Raw genomic sequence first — 20579 nt, 5'->3', positions numbered from 1 at the left:
TTACACCATGACCGGCAGGTGCCGGACAAAGGAGTTTTGCAATGGCTGATTGGTCGGATCCCCGGACGGGTACCTATGGGACCGCCGGCGCGGGCGTGGAAGCGCGCGACGCGGGGCTCAGGTCGTATATGCTGTCCGTCTACAACTACATGGCGTCGGGCGTGCTGCTGACGGGCATCGTCGCGCTGCTGTTCGCCAAGAGCGGCGCGATCGACGTGCTGTTCGCGCTGCAGCAGACCTCGCGCGGGGTCGGCTATGCGCCGACGCTGCTCGGCTGGGTGGTGATGCTGGCGCCGCTGGGCATCGTGCTGCTGATGAGCTTCGGCCAGATGCGCCTGTCCACCCCGGCGATGCAGGCCCTGTACTGGGTCTATGCCACGGTGATGGGCCTGTCGCTGTCGACGATCTTCCTCGTCTATACCGACACCTCGATCGCCCAGGTGTTCTTCGCCACGGCGGCCGGCTTCGCGGGCCTGAGCCTGTGGGGCTACACCACCAAGAAGGACCTGTCGGGCTTCGGCACGTTCCTGATCATGGGCGTGGTCGGCCTGATCGTCGCTTCGCTGATCAACCTGTTCCTGCAGTCGGGCCCGCTGGCCTTTGCGATCAACGCGATCGGCGTGCTGCTGTTCGCCGGCCTGACCGCCTATGACACGCAGAAGATCAAGAGCATGTACAGCTATGTGGCCGGCACGGACATGATGGGCAAGGCCGTGGTGATGGGCGCGCTGACGCTCTACCTCGACTTCATCAACATGTTCCTGTTCCTGCTCCGCCTGTTCGGCAGCCAGCGGAACTAAGTTCCCTGCAGGTAAAAGAAATTGCGGCCCGGCGGGGAAACTCGCCGGGCCGTTTTCTTTTGCGCCCGCATGGTTTCCGGCACGGGAACGCGAATCGAATTGCGTTCGTTACAACATGGCAACGCTCAGGAGAGTGAAGTCATGGAAGCAAACCCGATCGACCCGGCGCTGGACCGCATGTCGGTGGCACCGGGCCCAGACGAAGAAACCGTGCGTACGACGGCCCAGTCCGCGGACGCAGGCACCGACGAATCGATTGCCGAGCGGCTCTACCGCAACCCGGAGAGCAAGGAAGCGCGGCTCGACCGCGGGCTCGACGAGTCGATGGATGCGTCGGACCCGCCGGCATCCACCCAGCCAGTGCACAGTCACAGCCATAGCGATCTGCCCGAAAGCTCGGGCTATGATCCGAAGGCCGAGGCCAAGCTGGCCAAGGCCGGCGAAGACAAGGGCGTGATCGGCAATATCCTGTCGAAGATCGGCCTCGGCTAAGCCCAGGCAATGGCGGCCTCGCCCGCGTCGGGATGGCGCGCCAACATCGTCATCTACGCGGCGCTGGCCGCCAATCTCGGAATCGCGGTCGCCAAGTTCGTGGCGGCCGCGATTACCGGTTCCTCCTCGATGCTTACCGAGGGGGTGCACAGCCTAGTCGACACGGGCAATCAGGGCCTGCTGCTCTACGGGCAATATCGGGCAAAGCGCCCGCCTGATCGCGATCATCCCTTCGGCTATGGCCGCGAACTCTATTTCTGGGCGTTCGTCGTCGCGATCCTGATCTTCGGGCTGGGCGCCGGCGTCTCCATCTATGAGGGCTGGCTGCACATCCGGTCGCCCGAACCCCTGCGCGACCCGCTGCCCAACTACGTCGTACTCGTCATCGCCTTCGCGCTCGAAGGCACCAGCTGGTGGATCGCGATGCGCGAATTCGCCGCCAGCAAGGGCGATTGCGGCTGGTGGAAGGCGATCAAGGAATCGAAGGATCCCTCGGGCTTCATCGTGCTGTTCGAGGATACGGCGGCGCTCGCCGGGCTGATCGTCGCCGGCATCGGCATATGGGCGAGCCATCACTGGGGCGATCCGCGGATCGACGGCTGGGCGTCGATCGTGATCGGCGTGATCCTGGCGGCGGTTGCGGGCCTGCTCGCACGCGAATCCAAGGGGCTGCTGATCGGCGAGCGCGCGAACCTGGACATGGTCGCGCGGATCCGGGCGCTGCTCGAGGCCGAGCCGTGCATCACCCATGTGAACCATGTGCGCACGATCCACACCGCGCCCGACCGCATCTTCGTGGCGATCAGCGCCGACTTTGCCGACACGCTGCCGATGGGCGAGGCGGAGACGTTGATCGAGCGGATCGAGCACCGGCTGAAGGCGCAGGAGCCGAAATTGAGTTCGATCTATATCCGGCCCGAGAAGCGCGAGGATGCGGTGGACGCCGTGGCGATGGGGTGAGCTTGCCCCGGGGAGAGGATCGGGCCCGGGCAATCTCGCACGGCCGGTGCCATCGCGCTATCGCCGGTCTCGTCGCCGTGCTAAAGCTCGGGCATCGCGAGCAGTTCCGACATGTAGGCGCCCGCGGCTGAGAGACTTGTGCGCTCCCGCTTACGAAATGCGGAGGCACATCATGGATCTCAATTATCTCTTATATCGCCATCAGGTTTCGCTGGTACGCGCCCGCGACGCCGCGTCATCGGAAGCACGCTGCGCGCATCAGGGACTGGTGCGGGGCTATGCGCGTCGGATCGCCGAACTGCGTGACGCGCTGGATGCGCCGCTGCCCATGGTGGCGAGCCTATGAGCGAGGCGAGCGTACCGGCGTCGACGCCCGAAGAACGGCCGCAGACCCGGCCGTTCCGCAGGCAGTTCACTGCGGCGCGGCTTGATCCGCAGTCTGCCGAGCGCCAGGGCCGCGCGGCGCGCATCGCGTTCGAGGCGCTGGGCCGCGAGGAGGCGACGCTGTTCCTCAACGGCCATGACGCGGCGCTGGGCGGGCGGCCGCTCGACCTGGCTGTCGCCAGCGCCGAGGGGCTCGCCGCGGTGGAGCAGGCGATCGCGGCGCGAAAGGCGGCTCCATGCTGAGTGGCACGGTGTTCTTCTACCACACCGCCGGTGGCTTCGGCGTGATCCAGCCGGACAGGGGCGGAGACGACGCCTTTGTCCATGCCAGCGCACTCGCCGCTTCAGGGCTGGACCGGCTCGAATCGCGCCAGCGCGTTACCTATGCGCTGCGCACCGACAGCCGGGGCCAGACCTGCGCCCATGACCTGAAGCTCTGCGATTGACCGGACGTGACCGCGCCGAGCTGGCGCGGGCCCATGCCACCCTGCAGCGCGGCGCCGATTTCCTGGCGCAGGGGCTGGCGCGTGAGGGGCCGCCGCGTGCGATCGAGGGACGGTATCGTGCCCGGGTGCTCGGCAACGGGCTGCGCGAGCTCGATCGTTTCCTGAGTCTGCTGATCGATGCGCTGGCCGGCGCCCGCGGAATCGCAATGCCCGCGGGCGAGCGCGCCACCGCCAGCAAGCTCGCCTCGTTGCGCGCGATGACCGGTGCTCCGCATGGCGACCACGCCCGATTGATCGCGTTGGCGCGCAGCCGCGACTGCCTGTTCCACTGCGAGGGGCTGGTGCGCCGGGGGGATCGGCGGGGCGACATCAGCATGACGGTCGGCTGGCCGATGCGGGACGGCGTGGCGCTGCCCCGCGTCGCGATCGGCGAGCGGCTGAGCATGTCGGGCGCCGAGCTCGACGAGATATGCGGCTATTACCGGGCGATCGCCGCGCAGCTGTTCAGCGAGACGGGGCTGCCTGTGCCGCTATCCACTCCCGGAACGCCGCCATTGCCGGGCTTGGCGTGCGCGACTGGAGCCAGGTGAGCCAGTAGCGGCCGGTGCTGACTTCGAGGTCGAAGGGGCGAACGACGCGGCCTTCCTCGAGGTGGCGGGCGAGCATCGCCGGTGGGGCGAGCGCGACGCCAATGCCCTGTACCGCCGCCTCGGCCATCGCCAGCGAGCTGTCGAACACCGGGCCGCGCAAAGGGACCGGCGCGATGCCGGCCTCGGCCAGCCAGCGCGGCCATTCATCGGCGCGATAGGAGCGGAGCAGCGGCAGCGCGAGCAGGTCGGCGGGGGTTGAGAGCTTCTCTGCCAGGGCCGGCGTGCACAGCGGGGTGAGCGGGGTCTCGATCAGCGGCACCGCTTCCGTGCCGTGCCAGGCGCCGGCGCCGAAGCGGATCGCATAGTCGAGCCCTTCGCCGGCGAGATCGACGCGGTTGTTGTTGGTGAACAGGCGCAGGTCGATCCGCGGGTGCGCGGCGTGGAAGGCCGGCAGGCGCGGCAGCAGCCAGCCGGTGGCGAAGGTGCCGACCGCGGCGACCGAGAGGAGCTGGGCCGCCGTGCCGCTGGTGATGCCTTCGACCAGCTCGGCGATGCGATCGAAGCTGTCGCCGAGCGCGGGGAGCAGGGCGAGGCCTTCGTCGGTGAGCGCCAGGCCGCGCGGCAGGCGGCGGAAGAGCTGGGCGCCGAGCCGCTCCTCCAGCCCCTTCACCTGGTGGCTGATCGCCGCCTGGGTGACGCAGAGCTCGATCGCGGCGCGGGTGAAGCTGAGGTGGCGGGCCGAGGCTTCGAAGGCGCGCAGGGCATTGAGGGGGAGGTGGGGGCGGACCATGCAGGCCGGAGAATAAGTTTATCTCATGCATGGCGCCAGATGGGGACGAGCGGATAAGGCGGGGCGATGCTTGCCGCTGCGCTTCTCTGGCTCGTCGCCATCAATCTCTGGACCCTGTTGCGCTTCTGGCAGGACAAAAGGCGCGCGATCGCCGGCGGACGGCGTATTCCCGAACGTGACCTGCTCGGCCTGGCGCTGCTCGGCGGATCGCCGGGCGCTTTCGCCGCGCGTCGGCTGTTCCGCCACAAGACGCGCAAGCAGCCTTTCTCGCTCTACCTGGTGCTGATCGTCCTGGTCCAGATGAGTGCCGCGATCGGCCTGCTCATGCTCGCTGTGCGCGCCTGAGCGGATCGCAGCTGACCGCAATGCGTTGATCGAGCAGGTCAATTGAGGGGATGGCATGCTGGCGGAGCTTCTCGCGGCACATGAGGCATTGCTCGCCGGAATCCAGGAACTGGAGGACGCGACGCATGCGGCCGCGCCCGATGCGAGCGCGCTGGCCGCGATCCGCTGGCGGCTGAGCCGGGCGAGCAGCCGGCGCCGGCGGCTCGTCGATGAGGCCAGCGCGCGGCTGCGCGAGGGCAACGCGCCGGAGGTGGTGGCGGAGATCGAACGGCTGCGCGAGAACAGCGCCGAGATGCTCTCCAGCAGCAGCCGGCATGTCGGCGGGTGGACGATCGACCGCGTCGTCGCCGACTGGGATGGCTATCGGGCGGCATCGACGGCCATGCGCGCTTCGATGCGCAGACGCATCGAGCGCGAGAAGGCGATCCTCTATCCGCTGCTGGAAGCGATGCGCTGAACGCGGCGGGCTTTACCTGCCGCTAATATACCTATAGGGGGTATAGGTATGGCGCATCTTTCCCATGACAACAGCGCGTTGCTCGCGCGCGTGCGGCGCATCGGCGGGCAGGTCGGCGCCGTCGAGCGGGCGCTGCAGGGCGAAGCCGGCTGCGCCGAGGTGTTGCAGCTCGTGGCGGCGGTGCGCGGCGCGGTGAACGGGCTGCTCGACGAGATCATCGCCGACCATCTCGAGGCGCATGTCGCCGCACCCGGGCTCAGCGATGCCGAGCGCGCACAGGGCGCGGAAGAGCTGCTGGCGGTGATCCGCCGCTATTCGAAATAGGATTTTCCATGGCTACGCTTCCCGAGATCGACGCGCTGGCGCACGAGCATGTGTTCCTGGGCGCCGCGCATGACGAGAATGCCCGGCGCACGTTGTGGGTGGTGGCGCTGACCGCGGTGATGATGGTTGGCGAGATCGTCGCCGGCTACTGGACCGGATCGATGGCGCTGCTCGCCGACGGTTTCCACATGGCGACGCATGCCGGGGCGCTGGCGGTGGCCGCAATTGCTTACAGCTATGCGAAGAAACATGCGCGCAGCGCCGCCTACAGCTTCGGCACGGGCAAGGTCGGTGACCTGGCCGGCTTCGCCTCGGCGATGGTGCTGGGGCTGATCGCACTGGGGATCGGCGTGGAATCGGTGCTGCGGCTGTTCGAGCCGATCACCGTGGCCTTCGGCGAAGCGACGATCGTCGCGGTGCTGGGGCTGGCGGTGAACCTGGTCAGCGCGCTGCTGCTCTCGGGCGGGCATCACCATCACCACGGGCATGATCATCACCACCACGATCATGGGCATCATCACCATCACGGCCACGACAACAACCTCCGCTCGGCGTACGTCCATGTACTGGCCGATGCGCTGACGTCGGTGCTGGCGATCGCGGCGCTGCTCGCCGGGCGCTATCTGGGCTGGGCGTGGATGGATCCGGCGATGGGGATCGTCGGCGCGGTGGTCATCGCGCGCTGGTCCTGGACCTTGATGCGCGATACCGCCGCCGTGCTGCTCGATCGGACCGACGACCATGTCGCCGGGGAAGTGCGCGAGCTGCTTGCCGCGGGCGGGGTGCGGATCACCGACCTGCACGTGTGGCGGGTCGGGCCCGAGGCGCGGGCGGCGATCGTCAGCGTGGTGGGGGCGGATGCTGATACCGTCCGCGCGCGGCTGGCGCCGGTGCACGAACTGGCGCACCTGACCGTGGAGTGCCGCTGAGCCCGGCTCAGGACGTGGTGGACAGCTTCATCAATACGAGGCCGGAGACGATCAGCGCGGCGGCGCCGAGCCGCATCAGGCTGACCTGCTCGCCGAGCACCACGATCCCCACCGCGAAGGCGCCGACCGCGCCGATGCCGGTCCACACCGTATAGGCGGTCCCGAGGGGCAGGGTCCGCATCGACAACGAGAGCAGGCCGAAGCTGGCGCCCATGGTGACGAGGGTGACGATCGAGGGGATGAGCTTCGTGAAGCCTTCGGACTGCTTCATGAAGAAGGCCCAGACGACTTCGAGCAGACCGGCAATAACGAGAATGAACCAAACCACAGCAGCCTCCTGAAAAGGACTGCCGGGCCGTCCCGGTCTTGAACCTCCGCATGGGAGACGGGAACGTGGTCGCCGCGCCGGTCATCTAGGGCGGCGCGGCGACCGGATCAAGGCGGGTCAGTCGATGGCTTCGATGCCCTGCGCCTTCAGCCGCGCGAGCGCGTCCTTCATGTGCTGCAATTGCTCCGGCGAATGGCCCTGCCATTGCTCGATCTCGCCGGTGACGCGCAGCGGTTCGTGCGAACGGTAGGAAAGCGTGGGATTGCCCGGAAATTTCTTGTCGGTGAGGTTGGGATCGTCGACGAACGCGCCGGTCGGCTCGACCATGTAGATGCGCTCGCGCCCCTCGCCCTGCGCCAGCTCGGCGCCCCAGATCGCGGCTTCGAGCGTGCCGGCGAAATAAACCCAGGGATTGGCTTTGCGCGCGCCATAGTTCGAGGCGTATCCGGCGGCGATCAGGTCGCCGGGGTGAAGGTCCGCGCGGGTGCCGTGATAGTAGATCATGTGCCGTTGCTCCTCGTCTGCGAATCGAGGGCAGCTACATGCAACAGGTACCCCGGCTTGCCGCAATCCCGGTTCCGGGTTAGACAATGATAGTGGGAAGAGGCCGCGAAGACTCGCCGGCGCCCCGCGTCCGGAACCGCTGTTCCGAAGCCCGTTCCCCGGCCAAGGCCGGGGCACAGGATTTCTCTGCCGCGTCGCTTGTCTTCCTGGCCCCCGGCTTTCGCCGGGGAGCAGGTTGTTCTCGCGAGCCGTCGCCTACTTCTTCAGGATATCCAGCGCCGCCGACGTCATCGCCTCGGTCGCGGTGCCGACCACGGCTTCGGCATCGGGCGCCCAGAAGGGGCTGTGGAGCGAGGGCAGGGGCTTCTTGCCATTGTCCGATGCGGCCCATTTGTCCGCCGGCACGCCGCCGACCCAGAAGATCAGGCTCTGGATCGAATTGTCGGCCAGCCAGTAGCGGCTGAAATCCTCGCCGCCCATCACCGCCTTGGTCTCGACTACCCGGTCTTTGCCGAAGCGCGCGGTCCACAGCGCCTGCATCCGGCTGGTGATCGGCTGGGTGTTGAAAGTGGCGGGCGTGAAATTGTCGCGGACCTTCACCTCGGGCAGGCGGTCGTCGGGCACGCCCGCCGCGATCGCCTCGCCCTTCGCGATGCGGGCGATGCCGTCGAGCAGCAGCTTGCGCACCTCCGGCTTGAAGCTGCGCACGGTGAGCAGCATCGTCACTTCGCTGCTGATGATGTTGTGGGTGGAGCCGCCCTTGATCATGCCGACGGTGACCACCGCGGCTTCCTGCGGATCGACTTCGCGGCTGACCAGGGTCTGCAGCGACGTGACGATGCGCGCGGCGAGGACGATCGGGTCCTTGGTCGTCTGCGGATAGGCACCGTGCCCGCCGACGCCCTTCACGATGACGTCGACCGAGTCCACGTTCGCCAGCGCATAGCCGGCGGTGATGCCGATCTGGCCGGCGGGCTGGCCGGCGCTGTCGTGGAAGGCGAGGGCATATTGCGGCTTGGGGAAGCGGGTGAACAGCCCGTCGTCGAGCATCGCCTTGGCACCCATGCCGCGCTCCTCGGCCGGCTGGGCGATCATGATGACGGTGCCGTGCCATTTGGACTTCATCGCGGCGAGGTTGCGCAGCGTGCCGATCCAGCTCGCCATATGCGTGTCATGCCCGCACGCGTGCATCACCCCGGTCTCGATGCCTTCATCGCTGGTGGTGCGCACCTTGGAAGCGAAGGCGAGGCCGGTCTGCTCGGTGACCGGCAGGCCGTCCATGTCGGCGCGGATCAGCACGACCGGGCCGGGGCCGTTCTCGAGCACCGCGACCACGCCGGTGCCGCCGACCTTCTCGGTGACCTTGAACCCGGCCTTGCGCGCTTCTTCCGCCAGCTTGGCGGCGGTCTTCACTTCGTGGAGGCTGAGTTCGGGATTGGAATGGAAGTCGCGATAGAATTCCATGAGCTGGGGGAGCGCGGCTTGGGTCGCGTCGTGCACCGGATCGGCAAGAGCGGGCGTGGTGAAAGTCATCGCAGTTGCGAGAAGAAGCGACCGGAGCATATGGTTCCCCCTGATGGAGGCGCGAATGTCGCTTGGGTGCCGGAACCTGTCAAACCTCTCGCGCAGGAAGCTGATCGGTGGCGCGCTGCTGCTGGGGCTGGCGCGGCCTGCCTGGGCCGCCCAGGACTTCGCGATCGACTGGCAGGGCGGCGCGCAGACGCCCGAGGTCGCGGCTTCGCTTGCCGCGCAGATCGCGCTGGTGAAGGCGCTGCGAGTATCGGACGAAGCGCGCGATTTCTTCGCGGCGCAGGTTATCACGGTGGACCGCGAGGCGGGGACCAAGACGCGCGCCGGGCCGCGCGGGGTGTTCTTCGCCCGGGTGGTGCAGCCGGTGGAGAATCCGGTGCTGCTCCACGAGCTGATCCACCGCTGGCAGCTGCTCAAGATGCCGGGCGGCCAGCAGAATCCGGACGTGCAGCGCTTCTACCGCGAGGCGGTGGCGAGCGGGCGCTGGCCGGCACGGGCCTATATGCTGACCAACGCGTTCGAATTCTTCGCGATGACCGCCAGCGTGGTGCTGCACGGTGATGCCGCGCGGCCGCCCTTCCGGCGCGAGAATGTGCGGGCCAAGGCGCCCGAACTCTATGCGTTCATCGTGCGGGAGTTCGGGTTGCGGGCTACCTAGCCCGCCGGGACCAGCTCGATCACATCCAGCTTTGACTCGAAGCCCGGATAGGGAAGCACCAGCCGCCAGCGCTTCTCGCCGATGCGCTCGACATAGCCGATCATGTCGCGCTTGCGATCGACGCCGTAGCGCAGCGGCGCAGTCTCGTCGCCCAGCACCATCACGCCGATGAACATCGAGCGGGCATCGGTGTTGGGGTAGAGCAGCCCGTCCGGGCGCTGCTGGCCGTCGAGGCGGACGAAATGGATTTCCGGGCCCTGCACCGTGATCCGGCACTGGCCGGCGGGATAGGCGGCGTAATAGGGGGTGAGCGGCTGCTGCGAGCCGAGCTTGACGGTGCGGCAGCGATAGTCGCCGGCCGGGGGCATCGCGGTGCCGAGCGCCACGTCGGGATCGAAGAGCTGGGGATCCGCCGCGATCGCCGCGGGGTTCGCTGCCTTGGCCGGGGCGAGCGCATCGTCCCAGGCGCGGCGCCACTGGCGGATGCGATCGGCGTCCGCCGTGGTCATCACCTTGCGCCAGCTCCAGCCGGCGGGCGGGCGCGTGGCGGTGGCGTCGCGATAGACGCTGCACCCGGTGGTGAAGCCGATCGCGAGCAATGCCGCGGCGGCGGGGATCCCCTTCATGCCTCTTCCCTTCTTCAGGCGCCAAACCGCCTTAGGCAGCGGTCCAGCCGCCGTCGATCGAGTAATTGGCACCGGTAATCTGTGCCGCCTCGTCCCGGCAAAGGAAAAGCACCAGCGCCGCCACCTGTTCCGAAGTGACGAACTGCTTGGTCGGCTGCGCATCGAGCAGCACGTCGTTGATCACCTGCTCCCGGGTGAGGCCGCGCGCCTTCATCGTGTCGGGGATCTGGTTCTCGACCAGCGGGGTCCAGACATAGCCCGGCGACACGCAGTTGACGGTGACGCCATGCGTGGCGACTTCGAGCGCGATCGTCTTGGTGAGGCCGGCGATCGCATGCTTGGCCATCACGTACGCCGACTTGTTGGGGCTGGCGACGAGGCTGTGGGCCGAGGCGGTGGAGATGATCCGGCCCCATTTCTGCGCCTTCATGAACGGCACCGCGGCGCGCATCATGTGCCAGGCCGAGGACTGGTTGATCGCGATGATCGCGTCATATTTCTCGACCGGGAATTCGTCGATCGGGGCGACATGCTGGATGCCGGCATTGTTGATGATGATGTGCGGGCCGCCGAGCTCGTCATGGCAGCGCTGGATCATCGCCGCGATCTGATCGGGCTTGGTCATGTCGGCAGCGTCGTAGAGCGCCTTCGCGCCTCTGGTCGCCTCGAGCGCGGCGCGCTCCGTCTCGATCGCGGCGGCATCGCCGAAGCCGTTGATCACCACGCTCGCGCCCTCGGCGGCGAGTGCCTTGGCATAGGCCAGGCCGATGCCCGAGGTCGAACCGGTGATGATGGCGGACTTGCCCTTGAGGAACATGGAATACTCCTAACGCTGGGTGAGGTCGAAGGCGGCGGTGTGGCCGTCGAGGATGTTGCGGGCGACGATCTGGGCATTGGCCATGGTCTCGGCCACATCGGTGCGGCCGGCCTGCCAATGCTCGTGCATCGAACGCGCCGAGAATTCGAAGTCGCGCGCGCCGCCTTCCCAGGCATTGGCGCGGTAGATCAGCTGGACGAGGCTGACCGGAAATTCAGAGACTCGGGCGCGGACCGCCTGGACGTCGGGATCGTCCTGCAGCTCGGGCGGGAGCTTGTCGAGCAGGCGGCAGACCATCTGGCGCTCCTGCCGCAGGCGCATTCGCTCGTCCGAGACGGCGCGGGTGCGGCTGGAGAAGCGGATCTCCTTCTCGCGCGCGATCACGTCGGTCATCGTGCGGGGCAGCTCGTCGATCGACGGGAAGAGATCGACCTGGAAGATCAGCGTCTCGGCATATTGCCGGTCGAGGACATGGGTGAGCGGGGTGTTGGAGACGAGGCCGCCGTCCCAATACCAGCAGCCGTCGATCTCGATCGGGGGCAGGCCCGGTGGCAGCGCCCCCGATGCCATGATGTGGCGCGCATCGAGCTTCTCGTCATGCGTGTCGAAATAGCGGAAATTGCCGCTCTGGATATCGACCGCGCCGACCGAGAGGCGGACGGGACCGTTGTTGAGCAGCTCCCAGTCGATGAGCCGGTCGAGCGTCTCGCGCAGGGGCGAGGTATCGTAGAAGCTCAGCGCCTCGGGCGTGCCGGGGACGGCGAAGGCGGGCGGCAGCAGGCGCGGGCGGAAGAAGCCGGGCACGCCGCCGAGCATGACCATGCCGGCGGCCCATTCATGGCTCAACTCGCGTGCGGCATCGTGCATCGGCAGCGAGAAATCGGGCAGCGCGGCGGTGGCATCTTCCCAGAAGGTGCGGATCGCGGCGAGGCGCTTCCCGGGCAGGTTGCCGGCGAAAAGGGCCGCGTTGACCGCGCCGATCGAGATGCCGGCGACCCAGTCGACTTCGATCCCGGCGGTATGGAGTTCGTCGATGACGCCGGCCTGATAGGCGCCAAGGGCACCGCCGCCCTGCAATACCAGCGCGACCGTATCCGGCAGCGGAAGGCCGGTGGCTTGGCGGCGGGGACGTGACTCGGCGTCTGCCATGGCGGTTGCTGTGGCCGAAAGCCGGGGCCGAGGGAAGTGCATCTTTTGGTATGGCTTGGCACGTGCAACGCAATGCCAGTTCGGGCATTGTTGCGATGGCTAAATAAAGAGGATCGCCATGCGGCTCGACGATATCGACCCAACCGACCACGCCCAGGACCTGGGGAGCGGTGGTGGCGGAGGTGGCGGTGGTTTCGGACTGCTCGGGCTGCTGCCCCTGTTGCTCGGCCGCGGCATGGGCTGTGGCAGCATCGCGATCATCGGCCTGATCGCCATCGCCTATTTCGCGATGAGCGGCGGCGGAGGCGGGATGCTGGGCAGCACCGGCGGCGGCTCGACCGGCCAGTCGCCGACCGCGGGACAGAGCGGGCGGCAGGTGTGCCAGGGCGACCTGCGGCTCGAATCGTGCCGGGTGATGAAGCTGGCCGACGATACCTGGGCGACGATCTTCAAGGAATCGAACGCGCAATATCGCCCGGCGACGATCAAGTTCTACCAAGGCAATGTCCAGTCGGGCTGCGGCGCGGCGAGCTCGGCGGTCGGGCCGTTCTACTGCCCGGCGGATGACGGCGTGTATCTCGACACCAGCTTCTTCCAGGAACTGGAGCAGCGCTTCGGCGCCAAGGGCGACTTCGCCCGCGACTATGTGATCGCGCACGAGATGGGCCACCATATCCAGAACCTGCTCGGCACCTCGGACAAGGTCTCGCGGCTGCAGGCGCGGGCGAGCCAGGCCGAGGGCAATGCCCTGTCGGTGCGGCTGGAGCTGCAGGCGGATTGCTTCGCCGGCGTCTGGGCGGCGCGCAACAAGGACCGGATCGAACCGGGCGACATCGAGGAAGGCATGACCGCGGCGAACGCGATCGGCGACGATACGCTCCAGCGCCAGATGCAGGGCACGGTGGTGCCGGAGAGCTTCACCCACGGCACCTCGGCGCAGCGCATGGCCTGGCTCAAGAAGGGGCTGGAGACCGGCGATCCGGGCCAGTGCGATACGTTTTCGGCCGGGATCTAATAGCCGTCCTCCCTGCGAGGGCGGGGATGACGGGTTTTGGGGGAGGCGCTAAGCCTCCGTCATGACCGAAGAAACTACGCCCCCACCTCCCAACCTCGCCTACCATCACACCCCCGGCGCCGGGCCGACGGTGATGTTCCTGTGTGGCTATGCGTCCGACATGAACGGCACCAAGGCGCTGCACCTCGAGGAATGGGCCAGGGCCAACGGCCGGGCGTTCCTGCGCTTCGACAATTCGGGCTGCGGGGCGAGCGAAGGCAATTTCGAGGACGGGACGCTGGCGGCGTGGCGCGATGACGCGCTGCGGATGATCGACGAGGTGGTGAAGGGCCCGGTGGTGCTGGTCGGCTCGTCGATGGGCGGCTGGATCATGGCGATGATCGCCAAGGCGCGGCCGGAAGTGGTCGCAGGCCTGGTCGGCATCGCTGCGGCGCCGGACTTCACCGACTGGGGCTTCACCATGGAGCAGAAGATGATCCTGCTCCAGCAGGGCCGGCTCGAGACGCCGAACGACTATGGCGACCAGCCGACCGTGACGACGCGGGGCTTCTGGGCTTCGGGCGAGGCCAATCGCGTGCTCGTCCAGCCGATCGCCTGGGGTGGCCCGGTGCGGCTGCTCCAGGGGCAGAAGGACAGGGAAGTGCCCTGGGAATATGCCCCGCGGCTGGCGGCGATGATCCGTTCAGACATGGTGCAGACTCTGCTGGTCAAGGACGCGGAACATCGTTTTTCGCGCGAGCAGGACCTGGCCCTGATCGTGCGTGCGCTCGAGGAAGTGCTCACCCTATGCTCCCCATCCTGATCCTCGCCCTCCAGACCGTTCCGGTGCAGGAGGCGACGGCGGCGCCCAAGGAACCGCCGCGCTTCACCCAGTGCATGGACCTGGCGACGACCGACCCCGCCAAGGGCGTCGTCGATGCCGGCCAGTGGCGCACCGAGGGGGGCGGCGTGCTGGCGCGTCAGTGCCTGGGCGTGGCCTATGCCAATGGCGGCAAATGGGCGGCGGCGGCCGGCGCGTTCGAGGATGCGGCGCGCGAGGCGGAGACCGCGAAGGACCCGCGCGCGCCGCAATATTGGGCCTCGGCCGGCAACGCCTGGATCGCGGCGCAGCAGCCCGCCAAGGCACGTGCGGCGATCGACGCGGCACTGGCGACCGGCGCGCTGGCCGGGCTCGATCTGGGCGAGGCGCATCTCGACCGGGCACGGGCGATGGTCGCCCTGGGCGACATGGAAGCGGCGCGCAGCGACATCGACCGGGCGCTGACCTATGCCGACAAGGATCCGCTCGCTTGGCTGCTCTCGGCGACGCTGGCGCGGCGCGCAGGCGACCTGCCGCGCGCGGCACACGACATCACCGAAGCGCTGCGGCGCTCGGGCGACGATCCCTCGGTCCAGCTCGAGGCAGGCAATATCGCGGCGGCAAGCGGCAACGAAGCGGATGCACGCACCGCCTGGGCGCGCGTGATCGAGCTGGCGCCGGGCACCGGCCTGGCCAGCGCGGCGCGCAAGGCGCTGGAGCAGTTCTCGGCGACGGAGAAGTGACCTCTTAAATCCTCCCCTACAGGGGAGAGGTTTGGGGTGGGGCCTGTCCGCGAGCGTCGGTATCGGTGGGACTCTTCCCTACCCCCAACCCCTCCCTTCCAGGGAGGGGCTTCGGCAGGACTGGCGCTTCCCTCCGCCCGCCCCTATCTCCCGCCGCATGCGCTATCTCCACACGATGATCCGCGTGACGGATCCCGACGCCACGATCGCCTTTTTCGAGCTGCTGGGCCTCAAGCAGGTCCGGCGGATGGACAGCGAGGCGGGGCGGTTCTCGCTGATCTTCCTGGCCGCCGACGAGGACAGCAAGGGTGAGGGCAAGCGCGCCGATGCCGAGGTCGAACTGACCTATAACTGGCCGGCCGAGGACGGCAGCCCGGCCGAGGTGTACACCGGCGGCCGCAATTTCGGGCACCTGGCCTACCGCGTCGATAATATCTACGAGACCTGCCAGCGGCTGCTCGACGGCGGCGTGACGATCAACCGCCCGCCGCGCGACGGCAACATGGCGTTCGTCCGCACCCCCGACAACATCTCGATCGAGCTGCTCCAGGCGGGCGATCCGCTGCCGCCGGCCGAGCCCTGGGCGTCGATGCCGAACACGGGGCAGTGGTAGGCTTTCTCGAGACGATCGGGGCCCGCGCCCCGATCATCCAGGCGCCGATGGCCGGTGCCGGCGGGCCCGGGCTCGCGATCGCGGCGATGCGGGGCGGAGCGGTTGGATCGCTGCCCTGCGCGCTGCTGACCCCAGAACAGCTCGCCGCGCAGGTCGCCGAGGTTCGTGCCGGCGCGGCGGGACCGCTCAACCTCAATTTCTTCTGCCATCATCTGCCCGATCCGGCGCCGGACGAAAGCGCCTGGCGGGCGTTGCTCGCGCCCTATTATGCCGGGGAAGGCGTGGCGCCGGGTACGGCGCCGCCACTGCGCCGGCCGTTCGATGCGGCGCTGTGCGCGGCGGTCGAGGCGGCGCGGCCGGAGGTCGTCAGCTTCCATTTCGGGCTGCCGGACGAAGCGCTGCTCGCGCGGGTGCGCTCAGCCGGGGCGCTGGTTTTCGGCAATGCGACGACGCGCGCGGAGATGCGCTGGCTCGCCGAGCGCGGTGTGGATGCCGTGATCGGGCAGGGGACGGAAGCGGGCGGGCATGCCGGCTGGTTCCTGGGTGATGCGCATGCGCCGGTGCCGCTTGCCGAGCTGCTGGCCGAGAAGATCGCCGTGCCGTTGATCGCCGCGGGCGGGATCACCGACGGCGCGGACATCGCCCGGACGCTGGCGGCGGGGGCGAGCGCGGTGCAGCTCGGCACCGCCTTCCTGGCGGCGGAAGAGAGCAGTATCTCGGCACCGTTCCGCGCGCTGCTCGGCACCGAGGTCACGACGCAGTTCACCAATCTGTTCTCGGGCCGGGAGGCGCAAGGTATCCGCAACCGGCTGATGCGCGAGCTGGGGCCGATCCGCACGGAGGTGCCGGCCTTCCCTTATGGCTCCAATGCGCTCGCGCCGTTGCGCGCGCATGCGGAGGCCGATGGCCGGGGCGATTATTCGCCGCTCTGGGCGGGGACGAACGTGGCGCGGGTGCGGGCAATGGGGGCGGAGGCGCTGGTGCGCCGGCTGGTCGAGGAGCTCCGCGCCGCGCGGCGTTGAAGCTGCACGATCGCGCAGCAAAATTGCGCGGAATTGGTGCAAAGTCTGGTTAAAGGCCTAAAAGGAAAGCGGAAGGGTATCATGGCACTCGAGATCGTCCGCATTCCAGCGCTCAGCGACAACTATATCTGGCTGATCCACGACAAGCGCGCGGACAAGACCGCCGTGGTCGATCCGGGCGATGCCGCGCCGGTGCTCGAGGAGCTCAAGCTACGCGGGTGGAAGCTCAACGCGATCCTCAACACCCATTGGCATCCCGATCATACCGGCGGCAATGCGCAGCTGAAGGCGGAGACCGGCGCGGTGATCATCGCGCCTTCGGGTGAGGGCACGCGCATCCCGGGCGCCGACTGGCTGGCGGGGTCGAACAACAAGATCAAGGTCGGCCAGCATGTCGCGCAGGTGGTCGACGTGCCGGGGCATACCGCCGGGCACATCGCCTTCCATTTCGCGTCCGAGGGCATCATCTTCGTCGGCGACACGCTGTTCGCGATGGGCTGCGGCCGGCTGTTCGAGGGGACGGCGGAGCAGATGTTCCGCAACATGCGGTACTTTGCGACGCTGCCGCCCGAGACAAAGGTCTATTGCGCTCACGAATATACCCAGGCGAACGGCCGTTTCGCGCTCAGCGTGGAGCCGGACAATGCGGCGTTGCAGGCGCGCATGACCGAGGTCGATGCACTGCGCGAAGCCGGCGAGCCGACCGTGCCGACGACGATTGGCGCCGAGCTGGCGACCAACCCGTTCCTGCGCGCGGAAAGCGTCGAGCAGCTCGCCGAGCGGCGTGCTGCAAAGGATGTTTTTTGATCGACGCGGGCGTATAGTCCGGACAGTGTCGGGGGCGACGGGAGACAGATGATGATCCGCTTCGCCACACCGCTTCTGATCCTCGCTGCCTGCGCGGCCAATACCGCGCTGCCCCAGAAGGGCGCGAACAGCGACGACGCCAGGATTGCCAAGCGCCTTGCCGGGCTTACCCCCGGTGCGCCGGTGGATTGCCTGCCGCCGCAGCGGACGAGCGAGATGCAGGGCTATGCCAATACGATCCTCTATATCGGCGGACGCAACAAGGTCTGGCGCAGCGACCTGATTGGCTCCTGTCCGGGGCTGTCGCGCGGCGACCTGCCGGTGATCACCAGCGTCAGCGGTCGGGTCTGTAGGGGCGATACGGTGCAGACGCGGGCGCGGATCGGCGGCATGTGGACCGGATCCTGCGCGCTGGGGCCGTTCGTGCCCTACAGCAAGTGAGGAGAGCGGCGATGCGTGCTGTGATGCTGATCGCCGCGATCGGGCTGGCGGGTTGTACCGCGAGCAGCGAGATGATGGCCTCGCAACAGGCCGAGGCGCAGAAGGACCTGGCTTCGGCGCTGGGCGACCGGGTGGCGGGGGCGCCGCGGGACTGCATCTCGGTGACCGACAGCGACGGACCGCAGATCATCGATGACCACACGATCCTCTACAAGCCGCTGGGCCGGACCTTGTGGCGCAACGACCTGGGCAGTTCCTGTCCTGGGCTGAGACCCTACACCACGCTGATCGTCGAGGTGCATGGATCGCAGATCTGCCGGAACGACCGGTTCCGGGTGCTGGATCCGGGATCGAGCATCCCGAGCGCCTATTGCATGTTCGGCAAGTTCACGCCGTACGAGAAGGCCAAATAATTCCAAAAAAACCTCCCCCGGCGCCGCGGGGGAGGGATTCGAACTTCACAGCACGTAGCGGCTCAGATCGGTGTTCCGCGCCACCGCGGCGAGCTGCTTGTCGACATAGGCGCCGTCGATCACCAGCGTCTCGCCCTTGCGGTCCTCGGCGCCGAAGCTGATGTCCTCGAGCAGCTTCTCCATCACCGTCTGCAGGCGGCGGGCGCCGATATTCTCGACCTCGCCATTCACCTCGGCGGCGATGCGCGCGACCGCGCGGATGCCGTCCTGGGTGAAGTCGATGCTGACGCCCTCGGTGCCGAGCAGCGCGGCGTACTGCTGCACCAGGCTCGCCTTGGTGTCCGACAGGATCGCGACGAAATCCTCCTCGGTCAGGCCCTTCAGCTCGACGCGGATCGGCAGGCGGCCCTGCAGCTCGGGGAGCAGGTCGCTCGGCTTGGCGACGTGGAAGGCGCCCGAGGCGATGAAGAGGATGTGATCGGTCTTCATCGGCCCGTATTTGGTCGCAACCGTCGTACCCTCGATCAGCGGCAGCAGGTCGCGCTGCACGCCTTCGCGCGAGACGGAGCCGCCGCGCACATCGCTCACCGCGATCTTGTCGATCTCGTCGAGGAAGACGATGCCGTTCGCCTCGGCATCGGCCAAGGCAACCCGGCTAACCTCGTCCTGGTCGAGCCGCTTGTCGGCCTCTTCCTCGACCAGCTTGGTCCAGGCGGCGCGGACGCTCATCTTGCGGCGCTTGAGCGGGGTGCCGGCAAGGCCCTTCATCATCTCGCCCAGGTTGATCATCTGGGGCGCGCCGCCCGGGATGTCGAAGGGCATGGCCGGGGCCTGCTCGACTTCGATCTCGATCTCGGCATTGTCGAGCGTGCCCTCGGCGAAGCGCTGCTTGAAGGCTTCGCGGGTGGCGGTGGAGCTGTCCTTGCCGGTCAGCGCGTCGAGCAACCGGCCCATCGCCGCTTCCTCGGCCTTGTCCTTCACCGCGGCGCGGCGGCGCTCCTTCTCGAGCCGGATCGCTTCCTCGACCAGGTCGCGGGCGATCTGCTCGACGTCGCGGCCGACATAGCCGACTTCGGTGAACTTGGTCGCCTCGACCTTCACGAACGGGGCGTCGGCGAGCTTGGCGAGGCGGCGGCTGATCTCGGTCTTGCCGCAGCCGGTCGGCCCGATCATCAGGATGTTCTTCGGCGTGACCTCGTCGCGGAGATCGGCCGAGAGCTGCTGGCGGCGCCAGCGGTTGCGCAGCGCCACCGACACGGCGCGCTTGGCATCCTTCTGGCCGATGATGTGCGCATCGAGAGCGGCGACGATCGCCTTGGGCGTGAGATTCTCGTTCATTGGGGGATTGGATACTCTGGCTTCGTTTCGGACCCCGATGTTGGGGGCCGCCCCGTCCGCTTCAAGCCGTGCAGTGAAAGCCCGAGAAGAAGTCCCGCTGGCGCTCGAGGATCTTCGCGATCCGATCGGGCTGGGGCGTGGCATCCCATTCGCCATGCTCGAAGGTGCCGCCGCAGATGATCCCATCGGCGCGGGGGAACATATAGCCCATGCGGCCGGCAAAGGCATATTGGATCTCGCTCTGTGGGAGCAGCACCGCGAGCTGGCCGCGCACCGGCTCGATGCCGGGGTCGCCGAACAATTTGCCGGCACCGAGGCCGGTGCAGTTGAAGACCAAAGTTTCCGGCAGGGCGAGGATGTCGGCCGGGGTGGCGAAGTCGCGGGTCACGAACCTGCCGCCGGCGATCTGGATGTCGCGCATCAACTGGCGGAGGAGATGACCGCTCTCGGCATACATGGTGCTGAAGCGGCGGACGCGCCGGACAGGGAAGGGATGCTCGCCGGGGCCGAGGATCACCCGGTCGGCCTCATAGGCGCTGGAGAGATCGGGCTCGGCGGAATCCTCGGCCGGATCGTCGCGCATCTGGAGATAGGTCGGCACCCAGCGGATGCCATATTCCTCGCCGACCATGATCTGGAAGCGCCGCCAGCTATAGTCCATCGCCAGCTTGAACTGGGCGATCCATTCGGGGGTGACCTGGCCGGGATCGTAGAGGCTGGCCGGATGCCACTGGCCGCCGGCGATGTTCGAGGTGGTGTGGGGCGGCAGCTGGGCGGCATAGAGCGTGACCTGGCGGCCGGCTTCCTGGAGCAGCCGCGCGGTGGTGAGCCCGACAATGCCGCAGCCGAGCACCGCGACCGGGCCGCTATGGCCGGGCAGGCCGAGATCGACCGCGAGGCGCGAAGTGCCTCAGCTCAGCGTGATGCCGGCGCCGCCATGGCCGTAATTATGGACGAGGCGCTTGTCGCCCAGCGCCTCGGCGCGGACGACGAAGCCTTGCGACCGGTAGGGGCGCAGGCCCGCGACGGTGCGGATGACGCGGCTTGGCGCGACATTGACGATCGGCAGGCATTTCGGGCCGCGGGTGGTGCTGGCGCTCGCCAGCCGGGGGCGCGGCGCGGTCGTCGTGCAGGCGGGGAGGGCGAGCGCGGCGGAGGCGATCAGCGGGCGGCGGGCGATCTGCATGGCCGCAGGGTAGGGCGCGCGGGGCCGCGCTCAACCTGGTTTTGGTTGGGAGAGCCATGAGCTGGGCTCATGG

30 protein-coding genes are annotated in these 20579 nt (G+C 68.0%); 20 read left to right on the top strand and 10 right to left on the bottom strand.

The window, feature by feature from the left end; translation table 11 throughout:
* Positions 1–41: 41 nt before the first annotated feature.
* The 7 genes from O3305_RS12350 to O3305_RS12320 all read left to right on the top strand — a co-directional run bounded on the left by O3305_RS12350 (position 42) and on the right by O3305_RS12320 (position 3672).
* Positions 42–800, top strand: a complete 759-nt coding sequence (locus tag O3305_RS12350) for a Bax inhibitor-1/YccA family protein (RefSeq protein WP_269572834.1) — start codon at positions 42–44, stop codon at positions 798–800.
* A 141-nt stretch (positions 801–941) separates the two neighbouring features.
* On the top strand, positions 942–1292 hold the full coding sequence (locus O3305_RS12345; RefSeq protein ID WP_269572833.1) for a hypothetical protein: 351 nt from the start codon (positions 942–944) through the stop codon (positions 1290–1292).
* Positions 1293–1301: 9 nt separating this feature from the next.
* The gene (locus O3305_RS12340) at positions 1302–2252 is read left to right on the top strand and encodes a cation diffusion facilitator family transporter (RefSeq protein WP_184169144.1); all 951 of its coding nucleotides are present in this window, start codon (positions 1302–1304) and stop codon (positions 2250–2252) included.
* 172 nt (positions 2253–2424) lie between these two features.
* Entirely contained in the window at positions 2425–2598 is a 174-nt protein-coding gene (locus O3305_RS12335; protein WP_184169143.1) for a hypothetical protein, read from the top strand.
* Positions 2595–2879, top strand: a complete 285-nt coding sequence (locus tag O3305_RS12330; protein ID WP_184169142.1) for an antitoxin Xre/MbcA/ParS toxin-binding domain-containing protein — start codon at positions 2595–2597, stop codon at positions 2877–2879. The genes O3305_RS12335 and O3305_RS12330 overlap by 4 nt, the downstream gene beginning before the upstream one ends.
* Positions 2873–3082: a cold-shock protein gene (locus tag O3305_RS12325; protein ID WP_184169141.1), complete on the top strand. Its 210-nt coding sequence runs from the start codon at positions 2873–2875 to the stop codon at positions 3080–3082. The genes O3305_RS12330 and O3305_RS12325 overlap by 7 nt, the downstream gene beginning before the upstream one ends.
* Positions 3079–3672, top strand: a complete 594-nt coding sequence (locus O3305_RS12320; RefSeq protein WP_184169140.1) for a hypothetical protein — start codon at positions 3079–3081, stop codon at positions 3670–3672. The genes O3305_RS12325 and O3305_RS12320 overlap by 4 nt, the downstream gene beginning before the upstream one ends.
* Here the strand turns inward: O3305_RS12320 and O3305_RS12315 are convergent.
* Positions 3587–4462 carry a LysR family transcriptional regulator gene (locus O3305_RS12315; protein WP_184169139.1) on the bottom strand — a complete coding sequence of 292 codons (876 nt, stop codon included), beginning with the start codon at positions 4460–4462 and terminating at the stop codon, positions 3587–3589. The genes O3305_RS12320 and O3305_RS12315 overlap by 86 nt on opposite strands.
* A 66-nt stretch (positions 4463–4528) precedes the next feature.
* Here O3305_RS12315 and O3305_RS12310 point away from each other — a divergent pair, with 66 nt between their 5' ends.
* The 4 genes from O3305_RS12310 to dmeF are packed head-to-tail and all read left to right on the top strand — an operon-like array spanning position 4529 to position 6517.
* The gene (locus O3305_RS12310; RefSeq protein WP_184169138.1) at positions 4529–4807 is read left to right on the top strand and encodes a DUF1294 domain-containing protein; all 279 of its coding nucleotides are present in this window, start codon (positions 4529–4531) and stop codon (positions 4805–4807) included.
* A 55-nt stretch (positions 4808–4862) separates the two neighbouring features.
* Positions 4863–5264 (top strand): hemerythrin domain-containing protein, encoded by a 402-nt coding sequence (locus tag O3305_RS12305; protein WP_269572832.1) that lies wholly within the window; start codon positions 4863–4865, stop codon positions 5262–5264.
* 48 nt (positions 5265–5312) lie between these two features.
* Positions 5313–5588, top strand: a complete 276-nt coding sequence (locus O3305_RS12300) for a metal/formaldehyde-sensitive transcriptional repressor (RefSeq protein WP_269572831.1) — start codon at positions 5313–5315, stop codon at positions 5586–5588.
* A gap of 8 nt (positions 5589–5596) precedes the next feature.
* Entirely contained in the window at positions 5597–6517 is a 921-nt protein-coding gene (gene dmeF, locus O3305_RS12295) for a CDF family Co(II)/Ni(II) efflux transporter DmeF (protein WP_269572830.1), read from the top strand.
* A gap of 7 nt (positions 6518–6524) precedes the next feature.
* On the opposite strand, the gene O3305_RS12290 is transcribed toward dmeF, so the two are convergent.
* From O3305_RS12290 to O3305_RS12280, 3 genes are all read right to left on the bottom strand, one after another.
* On the bottom strand, positions 6525–6788 hold the full coding sequence (locus O3305_RS12290; protein ID WP_502958202.1) for a DMT family transporter: 264 nt from the start codon (positions 6786–6788) through the stop codon (positions 6525–6527).
* Between the two features lie 174 nt (positions 6789–6962).
* The gene (gene arr / locus O3305_RS12285) at positions 6963–7349 is read right to left on the bottom strand and encodes an NAD(+)--rifampin ADP-ribosyltransferase (RefSeq protein ID WP_269572828.1); all 387 of its coding nucleotides are present in this window, start codon (positions 7347–7349) and stop codon (positions 6963–6965) included.
* Positions 7350–7604: 255 nt separating this feature from the next.
* Positions 7605–8912 (bottom strand): amidohydrolase, encoded by a 1308-nt coding sequence (locus tag O3305_RS12280; protein ID WP_184169132.1) that lies wholly within the window; start codon positions 8910–8912, stop codon positions 7605–7607.
* A gap of 25 nt (positions 8913–8937) precedes the next feature.
* Here O3305_RS12280 and O3305_RS12275 point away from each other — a divergent pair, with 25 nt between their 5' ends.
* Complete coding sequence (locus O3305_RS12275) at positions 8938–9537, top strand: hypothetical protein (protein WP_269572827.1); 600 nt, start codon at positions 8938–8940, stop codon at positions 9535–9537.
* On the opposite strand, the gene O3305_RS12270 is transcribed toward O3305_RS12275, so the two are convergent.
* From O3305_RS12270 to O3305_RS12260, 3 genes are read right to left on the bottom strand one after another with little or no spacing between them, the layout of a single operon-like run.
* Positions 9534–10163, bottom strand: a complete 630-nt coding sequence (locus tag O3305_RS12270; RefSeq protein ID WP_269572826.1) for a DUF4893 domain-containing protein — start codon at positions 10161–10163, stop codon at positions 9534–9536. The two genes, O3305_RS12275 and O3305_RS12270, sit on opposite strands and share 4 nt — an antisense overlap.
* Positions 10164–10194: 31 nt before the next feature.
* Positions 10195–10980, bottom strand: coding sequence for a 3-hydroxybutyrate dehydrogenase (locus O3305_RS12265; protein WP_269572825.1), 786 nt, complete (start codon positions 10978–10980; stop codon positions 10195–10197).
* Between the two features lie 9 nt (positions 10981–10989).
* Positions 10990–12129, bottom strand: coding sequence for a patatin-like phospholipase family protein (locus O3305_RS12260; protein WP_269572824.1), 1140 nt, complete (start codon positions 12127–12129; stop codon positions 10990–10992).
* A gap of 118 nt (positions 12130–12247) precedes the next feature.
* On the opposite strand from O3305_RS12260, the gene ypfJ reads away from it, so the two are divergent.
* From ypfJ to O3305_RS12220, 8 genes are all read left to right on the top strand, one after another.
* On the top strand, positions 12248–13144 hold the full coding sequence (gene ypfJ / locus O3305_RS12255) for a KPN_02809 family neutral zinc metallopeptidase (RefSeq protein ID WP_269572823.1): 897 nt from the start codon (positions 12248–12250) through the stop codon (positions 13142–13144).
* A 61-nt stretch (positions 13145–13205) separates the two neighbouring features.
* Positions 13206–13946, top strand: a complete 741-nt coding sequence (locus tag O3305_RS12250; protein WP_269572822.1) for an alpha/beta hydrolase — start codon at positions 13206–13208, stop codon at positions 13944–13946.
* Positions 13931–14686 (top strand): tetratricopeptide repeat protein, encoded by a 756-nt coding sequence (locus O3305_RS12245; protein ID WP_269572821.1) that lies wholly within the window; start codon positions 13931–13933, stop codon positions 14684–14686. Before O3305_RS12250 ends, O3305_RS12245 begins: the two co-directional genes overlap by 16 nt.
* A 157-nt stretch (positions 14687–14843) precedes the next feature.
* Positions 14844–15299, top strand: coding sequence for a VOC family protein (locus O3305_RS12240; protein WP_184169124.1), 456 nt, complete (start codon positions 14844–14846; stop codon positions 15297–15299).
* Complete coding sequence (locus tag O3305_RS12235) at positions 15293–16321, top strand: NAD(P)H-dependent flavin oxidoreductase (RefSeq protein ID WP_269572820.1); 1029 nt, start codon at positions 15293–15295, stop codon at positions 16319–16321. The genes O3305_RS12240 and O3305_RS12235 overlap by 7 nt, the downstream gene beginning before the upstream one ends.
* Before the next feature lie 81 nt (positions 16322–16402).
* The gene (gene gloB / locus O3305_RS12230) at positions 16403–17128 is read left to right on the top strand and encodes a hydroxyacylglutathione hydrolase (RefSeq protein WP_269572819.1); all 726 of its coding nucleotides are present in this window, start codon (positions 16403–16405) and stop codon (positions 17126–17128) included.
* Between the two features lie 51 nt (positions 17129–17179).
* Positions 17180–17569, top strand: coding sequence for a hypothetical protein (locus O3305_RS12225; RefSeq protein WP_269572818.1), 390 nt, complete (start codon positions 17180–17182; stop codon positions 17567–17569).
* Between the two features lie 11 nt (positions 17570–17580).
* Entirely contained in the window at positions 17581–17982 is a 402-nt protein-coding gene (locus O3305_RS12220; protein WP_269572817.1) for a DUF6491 family protein, read from the top strand.
* A 45-nt stretch (positions 17983–18027) separates the two neighbouring features.
* Here the strand turns inward: O3305_RS12220 and hslU are convergent, their stop codons facing one another.
* From hslU to O3305_RS12205, 3 genes are all read right to left on the bottom strand, one after another.
* Entirely contained in the window at positions 18028–19320 is a 1293-nt protein-coding gene (gene hslU / locus O3305_RS12215) for an ATP-dependent protease ATPase subunit HslU (protein ID WP_269572816.1), read from the bottom strand.
* A 61-nt stretch (positions 19321–19381) separates the two neighbouring features.
* On the bottom strand, positions 19382–20173 hold the full coding sequence (locus O3305_RS12210; RefSeq protein ID WP_269572815.1) for an FAD-dependent oxidoreductase: 792 nt from the start codon (positions 20171–20173) through the stop codon (positions 19382–19384).
* 57 nt (positions 20174–20230) lie between these two features.
* Positions 20231–20506: an FAD-dependent oxidoreductase gene (locus O3305_RS12205; protein WP_269572814.1), complete on the bottom strand. Its 276-nt coding sequence runs from the start codon at positions 20504–20506 to the stop codon at positions 20231–20233.
* Positions 20507–20579 lie beyond the last annotated feature (73 nt).

This window comes from Sphingomonas sp. NIBR02145 (assembly GCF_027359115.1).
Lineage (GTDB): Bacteria > Pseudomonadota > Alphaproteobacteria > Sphingomonadales > Sphingomonadaceae > Sphingomonas > Sphingomonas kyeonggiensis_A.
Note: the sequence above shows the minus strand (reverse complement) of the source record. Positions and strands in the feature narration are given on the sequence as shown.

Excerpts from the sequence above, each read along its gene's own strand:
- O3305_RS12270 (WP_269572826.1), bottom strand. The coding sequence starts at position 10,163 with ATGAAGGGGATCCCCGCCGCCGCGGCATTGCTCGCGATCGGCTTCACC.
- O3305_RS12275 (WP_269572827.1), top strand. The coding sequence starts at position 8,938 with ATGTCGCTTGGGTGCCGGAACCTGTCAAACCTCTCGCGCAGGAAGCTG.
- O3305_RS12330 (WP_184169142.1), top strand. The coding sequence starts at position 2,595 with ATGAGCGAGGCGAGCGTACCGGCGTCGACGCCCGAAGAACGGCCGCAG.
- O3305_RS12205 (WP_269572814.1), bottom strand. The coding sequence starts at position 20,506 with ATGCAGATCGCCCGCCGCCCGCTGATCGCCTCCGCCGCGCTCGCCCTC.
- O3305_RS12345 (WP_269572833.1), top strand. The coding sequence starts at position 942 with ATGGAAGCAAACCCGATCGACCCGGCGCTGGACCGCATGTCGGTGGCA.
- ypfJ (WP_269572823.1), top strand. The coding sequence starts at position 12,248 with ATGCGGCTCGACGATATCGACCCAACCGACCACGCCCAGGACCTGGGG.
- O3305_RS12245 (WP_269572821.1), top strand. The coding sequence starts at position 13,931 with ATGCTCCCCATCCTGATCCTCGCCCTCCAGACCGTTCCGGTGCAGGAG.
- O3305_RS12290 (WP_502958202.1), bottom strand. The coding sequence starts at position 6,788 with ATGAAGCAGTCCGAAGGCTTCACGAAGCTCATCCCCTCGATCGTCACC.
- O3305_RS12300 (WP_269572831.1), top strand. The coding sequence starts at position 5,313 with ATGGCGCATCTTTCCCATGACAACAGCGCGTTGCTCGCGCGCGTGCGG.
- O3305_RS12305 (WP_269572832.1), top strand. The coding sequence starts at position 4,863 with ATGCTGGCGGAGCTTCTCGCGGCACATGAGGCATTGCTCGCCGGAATC.
- O3305_RS12350 (WP_269572834.1), top strand. The coding sequence starts at position 42 with ATGGCTGATTGGTCGGATCCCCGGACGGGTACCTATGGGACCGCCGGC.
- arr (WP_269572828.1), bottom strand. The coding sequence starts at position 7,349 with ATGATCTACTATCACGGCACCCGCGCGGACCTTCACCCCGGCGACCTG.
- O3305_RS12280 (WP_184169132.1), bottom strand. The coding sequence starts at position 8,912 with ATGCTCCGGTCGCTTCTTCTCGCAACTGCGATGACTTTCACCACGCCC.
- O3305_RS12220 (WP_269572817.1), top strand. The coding sequence starts at position 17,581 with ATGCGTGCTGTGATGCTGATCGCCGCGATCGGGCTGGCGGGTTGTACC.
- gloB (WP_269572819.1), top strand. The coding sequence starts at position 16,403 with ATGGCACTCGAGATCGTCCGCATTCCAGCGCTCAGCGACAACTATATC.
- dmeF (WP_269572830.1), top strand. The coding sequence starts at position 5,597 with ATGGCTACGCTTCCCGAGATCGACGCGCTGGCGCACGAGCATGTGTTC.
- O3305_RS12250 (WP_269572822.1), top strand. The coding sequence starts at position 13,206 with ATGACCGAAGAAACTACGCCCCCACCTCCCAACCTCGCCTACCATCAC.
- O3305_RS12315 (WP_184169139.1), bottom strand. The coding sequence starts at position 4,462 with ATGGTCCGCCCCCACCTCCCCCTCAATGCCCTGCGCGCCTTCGAAGCC.
- O3305_RS12325 (WP_184169141.1), top strand. The coding sequence starts at position 2,873 with ATGCTGAGTGGCACGGTGTTCTTCTACCACACCGCCGGTGGCTTCGGC.
- O3305_RS12260 (WP_269572824.1), bottom strand. The coding sequence starts at position 12,129 with ATGGCAGACGCCGAGTCACGTCCCCGCCGCCAAGCCACCGGCCTTCCG.
- hslU (WP_269572816.1), bottom strand. The coding sequence starts at position 19,320 with ATGAACGAGAATCTCACGCCCAAGGCGATCGTCGCCGCTCTCGATGCG.
- O3305_RS12335 (WP_184169143.1), top strand. The coding sequence starts at position 2,425 with ATGGATCTCAATTATCTCTTATATCGCCATCAGGTTTCGCTGGTACGC.
- O3305_RS12310 (WP_184169138.1), top strand. The coding sequence starts at position 4,529 with ATGCTTGCCGCTGCGCTTCTCTGGCTCGTCGCCATCAATCTCTGGACC.
- O3305_RS12240 (WP_184169124.1), top strand. The coding sequence starts at position 14,844 with ATGCGCTATCTCCACACGATGATCCGCGTGACGGATCCCGACGCCACG.
- O3305_RS12265 (WP_269572825.1), bottom strand. The coding sequence starts at position 10,980 with ATGTTCCTCAAGGGCAAGTCCGCCATCATCACCGGTTCGACCTCGGGC.
- O3305_RS12225 (WP_269572818.1), top strand. The coding sequence starts at position 17,180 with ATGATCCGCTTCGCCACACCGCTTCTGATCCTCGCTGCCTGCGCGGCC.
- O3305_RS12340 (WP_184169144.1), top strand. The coding sequence starts at position 1,302 with ATGGCGGCCTCGCCCGCGTCGGGATGGCGCGCCAACATCGTCATCTAC.